This window comes from Collinsella sp. AM42-18AC, assembly GCF_003467965.1.
Taxonomy (GTDB): domain Bacteria; phylum Actinomycetota; class Coriobacteriia; order Coriobacteriales; family Coriobacteriaceae; genus Collinsella.
In genome coordinates, this window is the sequence record NZ_QSFY01000004.1 from 143,667 (window position 1) to 159,312 (window position 15,646).

Genomic DNA, 15,646 nt, shown 5'->3' on the forward strand with positions numbered 1-15,646 from the left:
ACATGCGTGGCGCAGACAAAGCCACACGTTACTTAGCGCGGCCCTCCTCATAGCGCTCGACCAGCTTGGCCTGAACGTCATAGGGCACCTGCTCGTAGCCAGCGGGCTTCATGGTAAAGTCGCCCGTGCCGCGCGTGATGGAGCGCAGGCGCGTCGAGTAATCCGTCAGCTCGGCCAACGGGGCCTGGGCAATGACCACGGTATCGCCGCGCTCATCGGTCTCCATGCCCGTCACGCGACCGCGCGAGGCCGAGATGTCGCCCATCACGGCACCGGCGTAGCTCTCGGGGATTGTCACCGTGATTTCCTCGATGGGCTCCAGCACCACCGGGTCGGCATCGGCGCATGCCTTGCGCAGGCCGATGCGGGCCGCCGCGCGGAACGCCATCTCGTTGGAGTCGACGCTGTGATACGAGCCGTCGTACACAGCCACGCGAATGCCCGTGAGCGGGTAGCCGGCAATGATGCCGTCCTTCATGGTCTCCTGGACGCCCTTGTCCACGGCGGGAATCAGCGAGCGCGGAATGCGGCCGCCCACGACCTCGTCCACAAACTCATAGCCATCGCTCGTGCCGTCGGGCCCAATGAGCGGCTCCACGCGCAGCCAGCAGTCGCCGTACTGACCGGCGCCGCCGGTCTGCTTCTTATGGCGGCCCTGGGCACTTGCCGTACGGCGAATGGTCTCGCGATACGGAATGCGGATCGGCACACTCTTGGCAGCAACCTTGGTGCGATCCTCCAGACGGTTGAGCAGCACCGAAACCTGCGCCTCGCCAACGGCGGAGATAATGGTCTGGCCAGTCTCCTCGTCGCGGTCGATGCTCATGGTCGGGTCTGCCTTGCAGGCCTTCTCGATAAACGTGTAGAGCTTCTCCTCGTCGCCGCGGTTCTCGGCCTCGATGGCAATGCGATACTGCGAGTTGGGGAACTTAAACGCCGCAGCCTCGACCTTGCCGGTAATGGAGAGCGTGTCACCCGTCTCGGCCGCCAACTTGGGCGCCACGATAATGTCGCCGGCATAGGCGTGACCGACCTCGGTCATATCGCGGCCGCACATCACATACAGGTGAGCCAGACGATCGCTCTTGCGGGTACGCGCGTTGATCAGCTCAAGGCCCGGCTCAAGCGTGCCCGTCAGCACCTTGATAAAGCTGATGCGACCCTGCTGCGGATCGGCCAGCGTCTTAAACACAAACGCCACCGGACGATCATCGTCACTCGAGATCTTAAGCGAATCGCCGTCGATAAGCGGCATCTCGCCGTAGTCGGTCGGCGCCGGGAAGTACGTGGCAATGTCGTCCATCAGCGAGTTGACGCCCTGCTCCTTAATGCAATCGCCCGCAAAGACCGGCACAAAGATGCGCTCGGCGATCGCCTTCGACAGCAGGCCTTCAAGCTCCTCCTGCGTCAGCGTCTCCTCGCCTTCCAGGTACTTCATCATCAGCTCATCGTCGGCCTCGGCCACCAACTCGCACAGATGGTCATGGGCCTCCTCGGCCTGGGCACGATACTCCTCGGGAATCTCCGACTCAACAGCTTCGATGCCGTTGCAATGGCGCGCCTTCATGCGCACCAGGTCGATGATGCCGTCAAAGTCCTCGCCCTCGCCCCAGGGAAGGGTCACGGCGCCCAGGCGCGTGCCAAAGCGCTCCTGCAGCAGGTCCATTGTGGTCGCAAAGCTGGCCTCGGAGCGCGACAGGCGGTTTACGAATACCGCACGTGCCAGACGCAGGTCCTCGGCGGCATACCAGAGCTTAACCGTCGTAGGCTGCGGGCCGGCCTCGGCGTCAACCACAAACAGAGCCGTCTCGCAGACGCTCATCGCGGCAAAGGCGTCGCCGATAAAATCGGGGTAGCACGGGGCATCGAGCACATTGATGCGCGCGCCCTTCCAGTCGATCGGCGCGATGGTCGTCGAGATGGAGAATGCACGCTTGACCTCTTCGGGGTCATAGTCGAGCGTGGGCTTGGTGCCGTCGTGGCCGCCCAGGCGGGCGGTCTTACCGGAAAGGTGGAGCATGGCCTCGGCGAGTGAAGTCTTGCCCACCCCGCCTTGGCCTACGAGCACCACGTTCCTTACATTGCCGGTCTTGGGAGCACCCATGATGACCTCCTTGCAGGGTCGCGCGCGATGCGCGACGCCAACGGGGAGAGTTCGCGGTCGGTGCCGTCCCGGGAGCAGCATGGTCGGCAGCCGAGCCGACTCACCCTCCAAATGTCCTATGCCACCACCCTACCCTTGCAGTCGCCTGTCCATGCAGACCTTTCGGCACGCGTATGGATACGGGCGGCGAGAGGAGAGAGCGAGCTTGCGAGGCGATTATTGAACCCCGCGGATGCAAAAAACCGCCACAGATCATAAGACCTGCGGCGGTTTCACCTCAATAAATAGTTGAGCAAATAGCTGAGCCTATCCCTCGATACGGCTCAAGAACTCGCGTGTACGCTGCTCGCGCGGATGATCGATAACCTGCTCGGCAGGACCCTCCTCGACAATACGACCGCCATCCATAAAGACCACGCGGTCGGCAACGTCGCGGGCAAACTGCATCGCGTGCGTCACGATCACCATCGTCATATTCTGCGCGGCCAAATCCTTGATGACGCGCAGCACCTCAGCCGTCAGCTCTGGATCGAGCGCCGAGGTCGGCTCATCAAAGAACAAGATTTCCGGGTCGAGCGCCAGGGCGCGGGCAATACTCACGCGCTGCTGCTGACCGCCCGAAAGCTCGCAGGGTACCTTGTTCTCGTTACCCGTAAGCCCCATCTGTGCAATAAGCTCGCGTGCGCGGGCCTCCGCCTGCTCGCGCGGACGCCTAAGCACGCGGATCGGTGCATCGGTGATGTTTTTCATCACGGTATAGTGCGGGAACAGATTGTAGTTCTGAAACACCAGACCGAACCGCGAGCGCGCCTGTTTAGGTACATCGCCCTTTGCGTACATCGCGCCCGAACCCGCATCCGTCGCGACGGCAAGGTCGCCAAACGAGAGCGAGCCGCCGTCGAGCGTCTCGAGCAGCGTGGCACAGCGCAGCAGCGTGGACTTACCGCCGCCCGAAGGCCCGATAATCGCCACGACCTCGCCGCGCTTGACCTCGAGCGAGATATCCTTGAGCACCTCATTGCCGCCAAACGCCTTGCGCGCGCTTTCAATTTTCATCACCGAGTTAGTCATGATAATAGTCCAGCCTCTTTTCGGCGGCGCCCAGCAGCATCTCGACCACAAAGTTAAAGACCCAGTAGATCAGCGCCGCAATCGCAAACGGCACCATGCTCACTTGCGAGGCAACCAGCGCCTTGGCCGTCGAGAACATCTCCCCCACGCCGATGGCAAACGCCAGCGACGTGTCTTTGACCAGCGTGATAATCTCGTTGCCCATCGCCGGCAAAATGCGCTTGGCGACCTGCGGCATCACAATGTACAAAAACGTCTGCAGGCGCGAGTAGCCCAGCACCTCGGCGGCCTCGTATTGGCCGCGCGGAATGGACTGCAGGCCCGATCGATAGATCTCGGCAAAATAGCCGGCGTAGTTGATGATGAACGCCACGACACACGCCGTCCATTTGGAATCGGGCGTGAGCGAGATGCCAAACACGTAGTACGGGGCAAAGTAGATGGCAAACATCTGTAGCATGAGCGGCGTACCGCGCATCACCGAAATATAGATGCGCGCAATCCAGCGGAGCGGCGCAATTTTGCTCATGCGCATGAACGCCACGGGGATTCCCAGTGGAATCGACCCGAGCAGCGTCAGCACAAACAGCTGCAAGCTGACCAAGAATCCCTGGCCAAGCATCTGCATCATGACCTGAATAGACAACCCAAGCTCTCTTTCACAGTAACGGAACAGCGAACCCAATGCTAAAGCGGGTTTTCCAGGTGCCCGAGTTTGCCGTGAAAGAGGAGCGCCGCGTACTAAATGTACGCAAGCGACGGTTTGAACGGCAAAATCGGGTGCCTGGGAAAGCCGCTATTTGAGCACCCAGTTGTCGAAGGAAAGACCATAGCTTGCATATTTATCGCACAGGTCCTTGACCGTGCCGTCCTCGTAGAGCGCCTTGAGCGACTCGGTCACGGCATCGGCGGACTTGGTGTCGCCCTTCTTGAAGCCAACGGCGTAATGTTCGCTGGACAGCGGCTTGTCGAGCTGCGTATAGGCATCGGGCTTGGCGGCAAGCTGATACTGAGCGATCGAGAGGTCACAGGCAACGGCATCGACTGCGCCACTCTCGAGCTGCATAAACGCCGTGTTGTACTCACCGATGGTATCGAGCGTGGCAAACGTCGCGGCCAGATCCTTCTGGTCGCCCTCGAGCACATCCTGTGCGGCGGAATCAGTCTGGGTAATCACGGTCTTGCCGGCAAGATCGTCCCAGCTCTTGATACCCGCGTCCTTCTTGACCACGAGCACCTGCTCGTTGAGCATGTAAGGCTCGGAAAACGTGTAGTCGTCCTCGCGACCCTCCATGGTAAAGCCATTCCAGATGCAGTTGATGGCGCCGGAGTTGAGCAGCGTGTCCTTGGCATCCCAATCGATGGCCTCGTAATCGACATCCCAGCCCTGCTTATCGGCAACGGCCTTAGCCAGATCGAGGTCAAACCCGGTGTACTCGCCATCGTCGCCCACAAAGCCGTACGGAGGGTAGGACTTGTCAAAGCCCACCACGAGCTTCTTGGACTCCGCAGCGCCCTTCACATCCTTGGCCGCGGCAGAGCCAGCAGCGGAGCCCTTGCCGGCACCACCGCCGCAGCCTACCAGGCCGAGGCCAAGCACCGTGGCAAGCGAACCGGCTAGACCAACAAATTGACGACGAGACATATCGGTATTCATGGTATTCCCCCTTGATGGCACTTTAGTTAGGTAAAGTGAGTCATGTAACGTTCAGAATCATACACTTTAGTGAGATGGAGTACAAGGGAGGGCTTGCCCGCCGGGTGCCGGGGCAGGGGTTAAGTTTGCTGCTCTACAGTCCTGCTCACGACGGAGAGCACATTAAGTGCTCTCCTGTTCGTGCGGAACTCGCGACAAACTTAACCCCTGCCCCGGCACCCGGCGGGCAAACGTCGTTGGGCTTATCACTAACACGAATAAACCGCTTGCATATCGTCTGCTGGCTTGGAACGGTACAATACTTGCAGCTTAAATTCATGAATTAGTGGAGTTATTGATGGCAGAATCTCGTGCGGAGCGTAAGGCTCGTCGTGCTTTGATCGAGGCGGCTGAGGGGTCGGAGGAGAAAAAATCTTCTAAGAAATCCAAGCCATCTCAGGATGCGAAGGGTAAGTCGGCCAAAGGCAAGGTTAAGACCAAGCGTTCTGGCTCTCGTCACGGCGGGGATAAAGCGTCTCACGTTCGTTCCAAGGACTCACGCAAGGATTCGGCTCAGCCTGCGCGAAAGATCGGGGATCCCAAGTCGCCTTGTTCCATCATGCGGGCTTGTGGTGGGTGCACGGCGCTCAATCGTCCTTATAAGAAGCAATTGGCGACCAAGCAGGCTGCTATGGAGGAGCTGTTTGCTGAGCTCTGCGAGCGTGAGGGTATCGCCGTTGATCCTATTCGCGGTATGGGCGTCACCCTGGGCGACCCGGGTAAATATCCTGCGCCGCGTGGCTTTCGTCATAAAGCTGCCACTCCGTTTGCACCCGGTAAGGAGGGCACTGTCCGCTGTGGCTTTTTTGAGCGCGGCACGCACAAAATCGTCGCCGTACCCGAGTGTCCTGTCGAGGCGCCGGGTGCCCGTCAGATTCTCAACGGCATCGCGCGCGAAGCTGAGCGGCTGCATATTCCCGCCTTTAATGAGGACAAGCATCTTGGTTTGCTTCGCTATGCCGTCGTCCGCTGCGGCTGGCGTACCGACCAAGTCATGGTTACGCTCGTGACCGCCCAGCGTGACTTACCGCATGCGCAGGAGTTCTTTGAGGCCGTCGCGGCGCTCGATCCGCATATCGTCACCGTCGCCCAAAATATCAACGGCCGTCCCGGTAACGCCATCTTGGGTGAGGAGACTCGTATCGTCTATGGCGCCGAGTGCATGCGCGACCAGCTGCTCGGTTGCGAATTCGATATCTCCCCTACCGCGTTCTATCAGACCAATCCGCAGCAGACCGAGCTGCTCTATCAGCTCGCGATTGACGGCATGGACCTGCAGCAGGGCGACATTCTCATGGACGCTTACTGCGGCAGCGGCACCATCGGCCTGTGCGCCGCGAAGGATGCCCAGAACAGGGGTGTTGGCATTATGCTGCTCGGCGTGGAGCGCAACCCGGCGGGCATTGCCGACGCACGTCGCAATGCCGAGCTCAACGGCCTCACCCGCAGCGCTTGGTTTATGGCCGACGACGCCACCGATTACATCCTGGACGCCGCCGATAACAACGAGCGCGTTGACGTTCTCTCCATCGACCCGCCGCGCGCCGGCTCCACCCCCGAGTTCCTCGAGGCCGCCTGCGCGCTCAAGCCGCGCCGCATCACCTATATCAGCTGCAACCCCGTGACCCAAGAGCGCGACCTGCACCAGCTCCTCGACGGAGGCTATCGCCTGCTCAAGATCACGCCAGTCGACATGTTCCCCCATACCGACCACACCGAGACCGTCGCGGTCCTCGAGCGCCGCTAACCCACCCCAGTAGATTTTTGGGACATGCCTTAAAATCTACCGGCACAAGAAAGGGGGCGGCCCGTCTGGACCGCCCCCTTTCGTTGAATATATGAGCCCGTTACATGCTCTTGCGCAGGTCACACACGCCGGCTGCCGCCATCTCGCGCAGCAGCGTCTCGCGGTCGCGCGTCACGATCAGATCCAGCGGGAAGTGAATCTCATCGAGCATCTTGCGCGCCTGGTCGAGCTTGCCAATTGCCATACCAATGTGCGCGTCGGTCGAGACGCCAATCCCCACGCCCAGTTCGGCGCAGCGCTCGGCAATCTTGCGACAAGCGCCCCAATGCTCGGCATCGGTACCATGCTCAAGACTATGGTTGTTAATCTCGATAATCTTGTGCTTGGCCTTTGCCGCCAACAACACCTCATCGATATCAAAGGAAACACCCGAGCGACCCGTGTGGCCCAGCATAAACACTTTGGGGTGCTCCAGGGCATTGATGTACATCTCGGTTGTCTGGGCGAGCGTCGCGCCTTCGGCAAACTGCGGGTTATGCACGCTTGCCACCAAATAATCCAAATTACGCGTCACCAAATCGAACAGCGAATGCTCACGACTATACGAATCGCCGGCGATATCGAGCGAAACGGGAATGTCCTCGCCAAACAAGCTGCCGTCCAGTGAAACGATATCGGCCTCGGCGCCGCGAAGCACCAGCACGCCGCTCCAAATGCGCGGCCAGATATCCTGGTTAATAAAGAATTGGAAACTGCGCAGGTCATTGGGACAAGGCGTAACCATCGAGCTTAAATGATCGGCTGAACCGAGCACCTGAAGGCCGCGCTCTGCCGCCCAATAGATGTTCTCCTCGATGGTTGAGTACGCATGCGCAGAGAACATCGTATGAGTATGAATATCACAAGAAAGAAGGTAGGGCATCGGGTCTCCTTGTCCAGTATGGCCGTCGCGTATATTCATTGTACGCATAGCTTTCGGCAGTCGTAAAACTGCTTCATCCCAATCACACAACGGCATAAACAACGGGGTCTGGCTTAGCACCAAACCCCGTTTCACGTAAAACATTGCAAGCAGAGCGCTTTACTTTCGACGATATTCGTCGGCCAGTTGCTTCCAGGCAGACAACGAATTGACGATGGTCTCGTAGCTCACACAGTAGCCAATGCGGAACCAGCCCGGCATGCCAAAGCTATCCGAAGGCACCGCGAGCAGCTCATACTTCTTCGCGCGCTCGCAGAAAGCGTTCGCATCGGGCTCCAGCGCCTTCACCCACAGGTAGAATGCACCATCCGGCTCAACATAGGTGTAGCCGTACTCCGCCAGCGCATCGGTAAGCGCCGTGCGGTTGCGTGCATAGGCCTCAACGTCACTCGGCTCATCGATGCAATCAATAATCACGCGCTGGAAGAGCGCCGGAGCGCACACGAAGCCCAGCGTACGGGCGGCACCGGCAACGGCGGGCATTAGACGAGCTGCCTGAGGATTCGTATTGGGAACCAGGATCCACCCGACGCGCTCGCCCGGTAGCGAAAGCGACTTGGAATACGAGTAGCACACGATGGTGTGCTCGTAGATCGAAGGCACCCAAGGCACCTCGGCGCCATAGACAATCTCGCGATACGGCTCATCCGAGATAAGCATGATCGGATTCTCGGGATCGCGCCTGGCGTTGACCTCGCGTAAAACATTGGCCAGTCGCGTCAGGGTATCGCGCGTATACACGGCGCCCGTCGGGTTATTCGGTGAGTCGATGATGACAGCTGCCGTCTTGTCGGTAATCGCCTTGAGCACGTTATCCACGCTCAGCTGGAACGTATCTTCATCGGCGAGCGCCTCGACACACGTACAGCCGGCCTTCTCAATCCACACGCGATACTCCGGGAAGTACGGGGCGATAACAATGACCTCGTCACCCGGGTTCGTAACGGCATTGAGCGTGCAGGTGAGCGAAGCCGCCGCGCCCACGGTCATAAAGACATCCTTGCCCTCATAGCTCGTACCGAAGCGACGGTTAAGAGACTCAGCCACGGCGGTACGGCACTGCGGCAGGCCCGGAGCGGGCGTATAACCGTGCAGCTGGTCACTCGGCAGTTCAAGCGCCTTTTTGATGGACTCCGCGACGGCAGCGGGAGCAGGAACGCTCGGGTTGCCCAGCGAGAAATCGAACACGTTTTCCGCGCCGATTTGCGCCTTGCGCTCAAGGCCATAGCTAAAGATCTCGCGGATGATGGAACTTTCCGCACCGCGAGCAAACATAGTTTCGTTGATCATCTGTTCCCCTTTCGCATAGGCGGTATTGTACGCTTTAGTCGGGCGAAGTGCCGCAGCAATGTTGATTGGGGACAGACTTAAATGCGTGAAAACGCTCATTTAAGTCTGTCCCCAATCGATGAAGAAAAAGCCTCCGCGGGTTTCCCCGCGGAGGCTTTCACTGCAAGAACTATTTGTCGGCGTCGGTGTTGCCATCAGCGTTGACGGCATCGCCATCGCCAGCATCATCGGATGCGGCTTCGGCATCCTCCTGCATGGCCGCCTGCGCAAAAGCCGCGGCATCGGCCGCCAGCTCCTCCTCGCTCATGCGAGGCGTGCGCTTCTTGGTCGGCATGCCGGCCGCCTTGGCATTGCGCTCCTCCTTGGCCGCCAGGATATCGCCCTCGCGCTCAAGGTAGGCATCCCACCCGTTGTCGAGCAGGGCGTTCACGGCGTCGCCTTCGACGGTCTCGCGCTCAAGCAGCACCTTCGCCATCAGATCGAGCTGATCACGACGGGCATCCAAAATCTCGACCGCACGGCGATGGGCCTCGCGCATGATGCGCTGAACCTCGATATCGATGCGGCGCGCCGTCTCCTCGGAGTAATCCTGGTGATCGGCGTAATCGCGGCCCAGGAACACCTGATGTTGCGCCTCGCCAAACACTTGCGTGCCCAGCTCCTCGCTCATGCCCAGGCGCGTGACCATCTCGCGCGCCATCTTGGTTGCGCGCTCCAGATCGTTGCTCGCGCCCGACGTGATGTCGTCGCACATGAGCTCCTCGGCAACGCGACCGCCCAAGAACACGGCGAGCTCGTCGAGCATCTCGTTCTTGGTCTTGAGGAAGTGATCCTCCTGCGGAAGCTGCAGCGTGTAGCCCAGAGCCTGGCCGCGGCTGACAATCGAAATCTTATGAACCGGATCGGAATGCTCCAGGATGTGGCCCACCAGGGCGTGACCGCTCTCGTGGTAGGCAATCGTGGTGCGCTCGGCCTCGGTCATCACGCGACCCTTGCGCTGCGGACCGGCAATCACGCGCTCCATCGACTCCTCGACCTCGTCCATCGAGATCACGGAACGATGGCGGCGGGCAGCCAGCAGCGCAGACTCGTTGAGCAGATTTGCCAGATCGGCGCCGGTGAAGCCAACGGTCATCTGGGCGAGCTTCTCAAACTTCACGTCCTCGTCCATCGGCTTGTTCTCGGCATGCACGCGCAAGATCTGCTCGCGGCCCTTCACATCCGGACGGTCGACCGTAACCTGACGGTCAAAACGACCGGGACGCAGCAATGCCGGATCCAGGATATCGGGACGGTTGGTCGCGGCGATCAGGATGACCGACTCGCTTTCCTCAAAACCGTCCATCTCGACCAGCAGCTGGTTGAGCGTCTGCTCGCGCTCGTCGTGACCGCCGCCCAAGCCAGCTCCGCGCTGACGTCCCACGGCATCGATCTCGTCAATAAAGATGATTGACGGAGCCTGAGACTTGGCCTCCTTAAAAAGGTCGCGCACGCGGCTGGCGCCGACACCCACGAACATCTCGACAAAGTCGGAACCCGAGATGCTAAAGAACGGCACGCCCGCCTCGCCGGCGACGGCCTTGGCCAGCAGGGTTTTACCGGTACCCGGAGGGCCAACCAGCAACACGCCGCGCGGAATCTTGGCGCCCAGCTTGCGATAGCGGTCCGGATCGCTCAAAAAGTCGCGAATCTCCTCGAGCTCCTCGACTGCCTCGTCCACACCGGCAGCATCCTCAAACTTGACCTTGGGGCGCGTTGCCTCGTTGGTCTTGGCGTTGGTCTTGCCAAACTGCATGTTCCTGTTGTTGGCGCCCATCATCTGGCGCATAAAGTAGAACATGATGGCGATCAGGGCGATCGTCGGAAGCACGCTCATCGCCAAGTCGCCCCAAAAATCGGGGTCATTGGTGTTGACGATGTACTTGGTATCGGGGTGCTCCGCCATAAGCTCGGCAAGCGAATCGGAGCCGACATAGGTCGAGGAGAAGCTCTTGAGCTCGCTCGTGTCACCCTTGTCCTTTTTCGTCTTCCAGTAATGACCCGCCACGCTTCCGTCTTGAACCGTATAGGTCAAATCTTCGACGCGATCCTGCTTAATGGCGTTAACCATCTCGCTCGTCGCGAGCTTTACGGTATTGCTGGAATTGGCAAAGCCGGAGCCCATGTTAAAGAAGGCGTAGCCCAGAAGCGCGCAAGCCAAAATAAAATACAGCCAGCCCGTACGCGTGGGCTTCTTGCCTCCGGGCATCCCCGGGATCTTAGGCTCCCGGGGAGTCTGGGAATTGTTATCGTTACGGTCGTCGGGCATCTTACGAATAAACCTCCGGTTTCAAAATGCCCAGATACGGAAGGTTACGATAGCGCTCGGCATAGTCGAGGCCGTAGCCCACCACAAAGGCATCGGGGCAATGGGTTCCAACATACTTGGGCGTGACGGCCGAGGTACGGTCCTCAACGTCCTTCCACAGGAAGGCGGCAACCTCCAGCGAAGCGGGCTTGCGGCTCTCGAGGTTCTTCATCAGATACTTGAGCGTCAGGCCCGAGTCCAGAATGTCCTCGACGATCAGCACGTCGCGACCGCGGATGTCGATATCCAGGTCCTTAATGATACGCACGATGCCCGAGGACTTCACACCGTCGCCATAGCTCGAAACGGCCATGAAATCGATGTTGGTCGGCAGCTCGATCTTGCGCATCAGGTCGCCCATAAAGACCACGGCGCCGCGCAGGACCGCAATCAGCACCAGATCCTTACCCGCGTAGTCGCGAGTAATCTGCTCGCCTAGGCGAGAGACGATACCGTCGATATCCTCCTGCGTAAACAGAACCTTCTCGATATCCGGATGTTGAGAAGCCATGACAACCCTTTCTTGTGCTTATCGCCCACACACCGCCGTATGGACGCGAACTTCACATTCTAGCAGCGCACGGGGTATATTTTCCAGCCCGTACGCCATCAGCGCGGGAATACCGTCAACGTCGCACAGAATAGCTGGCGTGGGACGCTATTCCGCATCGACCACGCGGAGCAGATATGCCACGCGCGTTGCGGCCGTGCACTTAAAACGCTCGTCCGCGCGAACTCCGGCGACCCATACCACGGCACCTCCCGGAGCCGTTCTCACCACAGGAACGCCTGCGCGCTCAGAAACGGGAATACGAGCCTCGTTCAGCAGGTCTGACACTTTCTTGCTTCGGCCGTTCATCCCCAACGGGCACATCACATCTCCCGGTGCGGGACCGTCCACCCACAGGCGCGCCAATCGCGCCTCGGCAGGGATCTCGCCACGCGAGCCCGCCAGGATCCGCTCACTATCGCTGTCGGCAAAACCCAGGGCAGCCGCGTCTACCAAAGCTGTCACTTCCCCGGCAGCCGCAAGCTCACGGGCGCGGCGCACGATATCGCATCCCGGTTCAACGGCCATCGGCTCTGCGACCAGCACACGTCCCCCGCCCAACGGCAAACGACCGGGTACGGTAACCCAGTCCGCGACCAGGCCCTCGCGAGCCACCGGCGCCTTAAACGCCAGCATGCCAAACTCAATGCGTGCGTCAATCCCCGCCGGAAGCGTGACCGAGCCGGCGCCCTCGGCAACGCAGGAAAGGACTCGCTCCACATGTCGCATCTCTGGACGAGCGTCCGGATCGATGCGTTTAATCGCCAGTCTCACGATGCGCCGCGCGATTACCACCTCAGCCGCGGCCAGTCGACGAGCGTCAAGGACCAGTGCACCCGCCGCCTCCTTACGCAGGCAGCTTCGGAACGCCTGTGCGGAAAGCTGGGAAAGAAAGGCATCCTCATCGCCTAAGATCTCGCAGGCGGCGCCAATCGTCTTACAGACGCTCGCGTTGCGCTGCGCCACCACCGGCATCACCCGATGGCGCACATAGTTGCGCAAGTACGAAACGTCCTCGTTGCTTTCATCTTCACGCCACGGTTGACCATGCACCTGCAGATAGCCTACGAGCTCATCATGAGTCAGGTCGAGCAAGGGACGCACCACGATATTCCTCCGGCGAGGTATGCTCGATAGACCAGCGGGCCCCGAACCCTTAATCGCGTTCATCAAAAACGTTTCCGCGCGATCCGAAGACGTGTGCGCGGTGCAGATACGAGCCGCCGTTCGCGGTGCCCCCGTCTGGGCGCAGAGCTCGCGAACATACCTTCGCGCCGCGGCATAGCGCACCTCGCGGGCAGCCGCCTCGATATTGCCCGATTCATCATCAAAATAGGCATGCTCAACACACAGCGGTAGACCATATTGCGCGCAGAGCTCACGCACGAAGGCCTCGTCGCCATCGGATGCCTCCCCGCGCAGATGATGGTTCACATGCAGCACGTGCAGTCGCTCGCGCGCGATGGGGGCCACACCACGCCCATCCAGAATATCCAACTTTGATGTGCACGCCATAAGGAGCAAAGCCGTCGAGTCCGCACCACCTGATACCATGAGCACCACGGGGGCAGCCGTCTGCCGCGTTGCCAAGGCTTTATCATCAGCCCACGATGCAGCATGGTGTCCATAATGCTGAGATACCGTTGGCATTTGCTTCCTCCTCTATTCGTTCGCACCCATTGTATCCTTTGGAATCTTATGTCTCGCCTGCACCTTCATATCCTCGGCAGTGGCTCTAAAGGCAACTGCGCACTCATCGAGGGCCCGCAGGGGCTCATTATGGTCGATGACGGACTGTCTCGCCGCGAGACATTAAAGCGCATGGCAGAACTGGGGCTCTCGGCAGACAACGTCTCGGCTCTTCTCATTACTCATGAGCATAGCGATCACATCAAGGGCCTCGATGTCTGGTGCAAGCACTGGCACGGCCCCCTCTTTGCCAGCAGGGGCACTCTTTCGAGCAAAGAAAATCTTTCGCATTTGCTTGTCGAGGAATTCGATCCCGGTGACGCCCTATCCATTGCCGGCATCCACGTGCAAACCTACTCAACATCACACGATGTCATCAATCCGGTCGGCTATCGATTCAATGCTCTCGATGATTCCATTGGGTTTGCCACCGACACCGGAGAGCTATCGAGCCAAGCCATGAACACCCTCAAAGATTGTCGAGTCCTCGCGCTCGAAAGCAACCACGATGTGGCCATGCTGCGCGAGGGAGAATATCCCCGCTTTCTTCAGGAGCGCATCCTGTCTGCAAGGGGACACCTCTCCAATGGTCAAGCCGCCGAAGCCGCGCGCGAACTTGTTACCGATCGCACCGAACAGCTCATTGCCATGCATATCAGCCAAGATAACAATCGTCCGAGCCTTACCGTTAAAAGCTATGCCAAAGCTCTGGCCGCAACCCTGGATGACGAGGTCGGCAGCTCCGCAACCCTTCTCCAAGGATCGCGAAAACTCTCGATACGCCCTGCGAGTCAGTATCAGCCGGCAACCATTCAATAGACTGTCCTAGACAGCAAAAGGGGCCGAGAATCGCTTCCCAGCCCCTTTTGCTGTCTTTTAATAGCGCAGAACACCAACGAAGTTAGTCGATGGAGATCTTCGTAACGTTCTTCTTCTCGACGATCTTGGGAACCGTAACGGTCAGGATGCCGTCAGCGTACTTAGCCGAGAGGCCCTCGCTCGAAGCGTCCTTTAGATACACGCCGCGCGTCGCGCTGTACGAGCTAAACTCCTTCTGCAGGAAGTTCTTGCCCTCGTTCTCCTCGTCCTCCACAACGTTCACGCTAATCGACAGGCGGCCCTCGTTAAGCTCAACGTCGATATCATCCTTAGCGACGCCGGTCAGATAGGCCTTGACCTCATAACCATCGCCCTTGTCCTCAACGTCAACGGGGAACGCCTTGGAAGCAATCGAGTTGTTTGCAAGATCGGTCATATCATCAAACAGATCGAACAGCGAGCTAGCAGAAGGACGAACGCCAAAAACCGAACGATAAGGAACCATGCTTGCCATGTTTACCACTCCTTTTAGGACTGCCGAGCCATCTTCTAGGTGACTGGGACTTCTTTTGACGCTCATATATATGCCCACACAGTGCTTATATATACATTGGCTATAAAGTTTTTTGAGTCAAGTACTATAAGCATATCTAAGTGTAATTGACTCAGGTTTTAGTAAGGTTAAGGTTCTTTGAACCAGAGCTTAAATAACGAGTATGTTCGCAGCTACAAATAACAAGGGGCTTACAATGAGCGCGTACACGTTGTTGGTAACGAGCTAAAGGGCATCATGGACGACCAAAACCAGAACAAAATGTTTATGCAGACGCAGGGGGAAGAAACTTCCACGCAGCCGCCACGGTTCCATCGCCCCCACATCTCGCAAGAGCCCATTAATGATCCTGAGCCAGAGTATGTGACGAGAAATCGATATCAAACGCTCGAGGATGCCCAAACGGGACGCAAACATATGGGCGTCGCCTCGGGAGACCCTGTATATCTGAAAGACGCACCATTATCTAAAAACAGCGCAGCTAGTGATGAGCCGATGAAAGCATCCGCCGCTCATCAACAAAGAGGTCCTCGACCAAAGCAAACCTTGACGCATTCGGCTCGCTATCTCGAAACGCCAAAACAGGGAAAATCAATCTTCGTTTCATCAAGTAAACGACGCAAGCAGCATCGACTGACAATCCTGCTTTTGATCATTGCAGCCATAGCAATTGCCCTTGTTATTCGTTTTATTTTCTTTAAATAAAAGCTCAATACCAAAAAGAATTAAATCGTCTGGCGTAAATGAATCATTTATGCCCGGTAAACGCAAAAAAGGGGGAGGCCGCGAGGCCTCCCC

Annotated in this window: 13 protein-coding genes; 3 read left to right on the forward strand and 10 right to left on the reverse strand. The window is 58.7% G+C overall.

All coding sequences use genetic code 11. The features are described from left to right. Positions 1–28 precede the first annotated feature (28 nt). The 4 genes from DW913_RS03865 to DW913_RS03880 all read right to left on the reverse strand — a co-directional run bounded on the left by DW913_RS03865 (position 29) and on the right by DW913_RS03880 (position 4,832). Positions 29–2,104 (reverse strand): translation factor GTPase family protein, encoded by a 2,076-nt coding sequence (locus DW913_RS03865; protein WP_117797646.1) that lies wholly within the window; start codon positions 2,102–2,104, stop codon positions 29–31. A 306-nt stretch (positions 2,105–2,410) separates the two neighbouring features. Continuing rightward, on the reverse strand, positions 2,411–3,175 hold the full coding sequence (locus DW913_RS03870) for an amino acid ABC transporter ATP-binding protein (RefSeq protein WP_117797647.1): 765 nt from the start codon (positions 3,173–3,175) through the stop codon (positions 2,411–2,413). Continuing rightward, a complete protein-coding gene (locus DW913_RS03875; protein ID WP_233502679.1) occupies positions 3,168–3,821 on the reverse strand; it encodes an amino acid ABC transporter permease in 654 nt (217 codons plus the stop codon). The genes DW913_RS03870 and DW913_RS03875 overlap by 8 nt, the downstream gene beginning before the upstream one ends. Before the next feature lie 150 nt (positions 3,822–3,971). Beyond that, positions 3,972–4,832, reverse strand: coding sequence for a transporter substrate-binding domain-containing protein (locus tag DW913_RS03880; protein WP_117797648.1), 861 nt, complete (start codon positions 4,830–4,832; stop codon positions 3,972–3,974). 337 nt (positions 4,833–5,169) lie between these two features. On the opposite strand from DW913_RS03880, the gene rlmD reads away from it, so the two are divergent. Then, positions 5,170–6,618, forward strand: coding sequence for a 23S rRNA (uracil(1939)-C(5))-methyltransferase RlmD (gene rlmD / locus DW913_RS03885; RefSeq protein ID WP_117797649.1), 1,449 nt, complete (start codon positions 5,170–5,172; stop codon positions 6,616–6,618). A 100-nt stretch (positions 6,619–6,718) separates the two neighbouring features. Here rlmD and DW913_RS03890 read toward each other — a convergent pair whose 3' ends face one another. From DW913_RS03890 to tilS, 5 genes are all read right to left on the reverse strand, one after another. Continuing rightward, positions 6,719–7,540, reverse strand: coding sequence for a phosphatase (locus DW913_RS03890; RefSeq protein WP_117797650.1), 822 nt, complete (start codon positions 7,538–7,540; stop codon positions 6,719–6,721). 159 nt (positions 7,541–7,699) lie between these two features. Continuing rightward, entirely contained in the window at positions 7,700–8,890 is a 1,191-nt protein-coding gene (locus DW913_RS03895; protein ID WP_117797651.1) for a pyridoxal phosphate-dependent aminotransferase, read from the reverse strand. Positions 8,891–9,059: 169 nt separating this feature from the next. Continuing rightward, on the reverse strand, positions 9,060–11,138 hold the full coding sequence (ftsH, locus tag DW913_RS03900) for an ATP-dependent zinc metalloprotease FtsH (protein WP_304999772.1): 2,079 nt from the start codon (positions 11,136–11,138) through the stop codon (positions 9,060–9,062). A gap of 61 nt (positions 11,139–11,199) precedes the next feature. Beyond that, on the reverse strand, positions 11,200–11,748 hold the full coding sequence (hpt, locus tag DW913_RS03905) for a hypoxanthine phosphoribosyltransferase (protein ID WP_055251779.1): 549 nt from the start codon (positions 11,746–11,748) through the stop codon (positions 11,200–11,202). A 147-nt stretch (positions 11,749–11,895) separates the two neighbouring features. Next, on the reverse strand, positions 11,896–13,437 hold the full coding sequence (gene tilS / locus DW913_RS03910; RefSeq protein ID WP_199580746.1) for a tRNA lysidine(34) synthetase TilS: 1,542 nt from the start codon (positions 13,435–13,437) through the stop codon (positions 11,896–11,898). A gap of 48 nt (positions 13,438–13,485) precedes the next feature. Between tilS and DW913_RS03915 the strand changes: the two genes are divergently transcribed. Beyond that, positions 13,486–14,295: an MBL fold metallo-hydrolase gene (locus DW913_RS03915; protein WP_117797653.1), complete on the forward strand. Its 810-nt coding sequence runs from the start codon at positions 13,486–13,488 to the stop codon at positions 14,293–14,295. Between the two features lie 82 nt (positions 14,296–14,377). Here DW913_RS03915 and DW913_RS03920 read toward each other — a convergent pair whose 3' ends face one another. Continuing rightward, positions 14,378–14,809 (reverse strand): Hsp20/alpha crystallin family protein, encoded by a 432-nt coding sequence (locus tag DW913_RS03920; protein ID WP_055251783.1) that lies wholly within the window; start codon positions 14,807–14,809, stop codon positions 14,378–14,380. A 276-nt stretch (positions 14,810–15,085) separates the two neighbouring features. Here DW913_RS03920 and DW913_RS09995 point away from each other — a divergent pair, with 276 nt between their 5' ends. Beyond that, positions 15,086–15,553 (forward strand): hypothetical protein, encoded by a 468-nt coding sequence (locus tag DW913_RS09995; protein ID WP_147349627.1) that lies wholly within the window; start codon positions 15,086–15,088, stop codon positions 15,551–15,553. Positions 15,554–15,646 lie beyond the last annotated feature (93 nt).

Excerpts from the sequence above, each read along its gene's own strand:
- DW913_RS03865 (WP_117797646.1), bottom strand. The coding sequence starts at position 2,104 with ATGGGTGCTCCCAAGACCGGCAATGTAAGGAACGTGGTGCTCGTAGGC.
- DW913_RS03870 (WP_117797647.1), bottom strand. The coding sequence starts at position 3,175 with ATGACTAACTCGGTGATGAAAATTGAAAGCGCGCGCAAGGCGTTTGGC.
- DW913_RS03880 (WP_117797648.1), bottom strand. The coding sequence starts at position 4,832 with ATGAATACCGATATGTCTCGTCGTCAATTTGTTGGTCTAGCCGGTTCG.
- rlmD (WP_117797649.1), top strand. The coding sequence starts at position 5,170 with ATGGCAGAATCTCGTGCGGAGCGTAAGGCTCGTCGTGCTTTGATCGAG.
- DW913_RS03890 (WP_117797650.1), bottom strand. The coding sequence starts at position 7,540 with ATGCCCTACCTTCTTTCTTGTGATATTCATACTCATACGATGTTCTCT.
- DW913_RS03895 (WP_117797651.1), bottom strand. The coding sequence starts at position 8,890 with ATGATCAACGAAACTATGTTTGCTCGCGGTGCGGAAAGTTCCATCATC.
- ftsH (WP_304999772.1), bottom strand. The coding sequence starts at position 11,138 with ATGCCCGGAGGCAAGAAGCCCACGCGTACGGGCTGGCTGTATTTTATT.
- hpt (WP_055251779.1), bottom strand. The coding sequence starts at position 11,748 with ATGGCTTCTCAACATCCGGATATCGAGAAGGTTCTGTTTACGCAGGAG.
- tilS (WP_199580746.1), bottom strand. The coding sequence starts at position 13,437 with ATGCCAACGGTATCTCAGCATTATGGACACCATGCTGCATCGTGGGCT.
- DW913_RS03915 (WP_117797653.1), top strand. The coding sequence starts at position 13,486 with ATGTCTCGCCTGCACCTTCATATCCTCGGCAGTGGCTCTAAAGGCAAC.
- DW913_RS03920 (WP_055251783.1), bottom strand. The coding sequence starts at position 14,809 with ATGGCAAGCATGGTTCCTTATCGTTCGGTTTTTGGCGTTCGTCCTTCT.
- DW913_RS09995 (WP_147349627.1), top strand. The coding sequence starts at position 15,086 with ATGGACGACCAAAACCAGAACAAAATGTTTATGCAGACGCAGGGGGAA.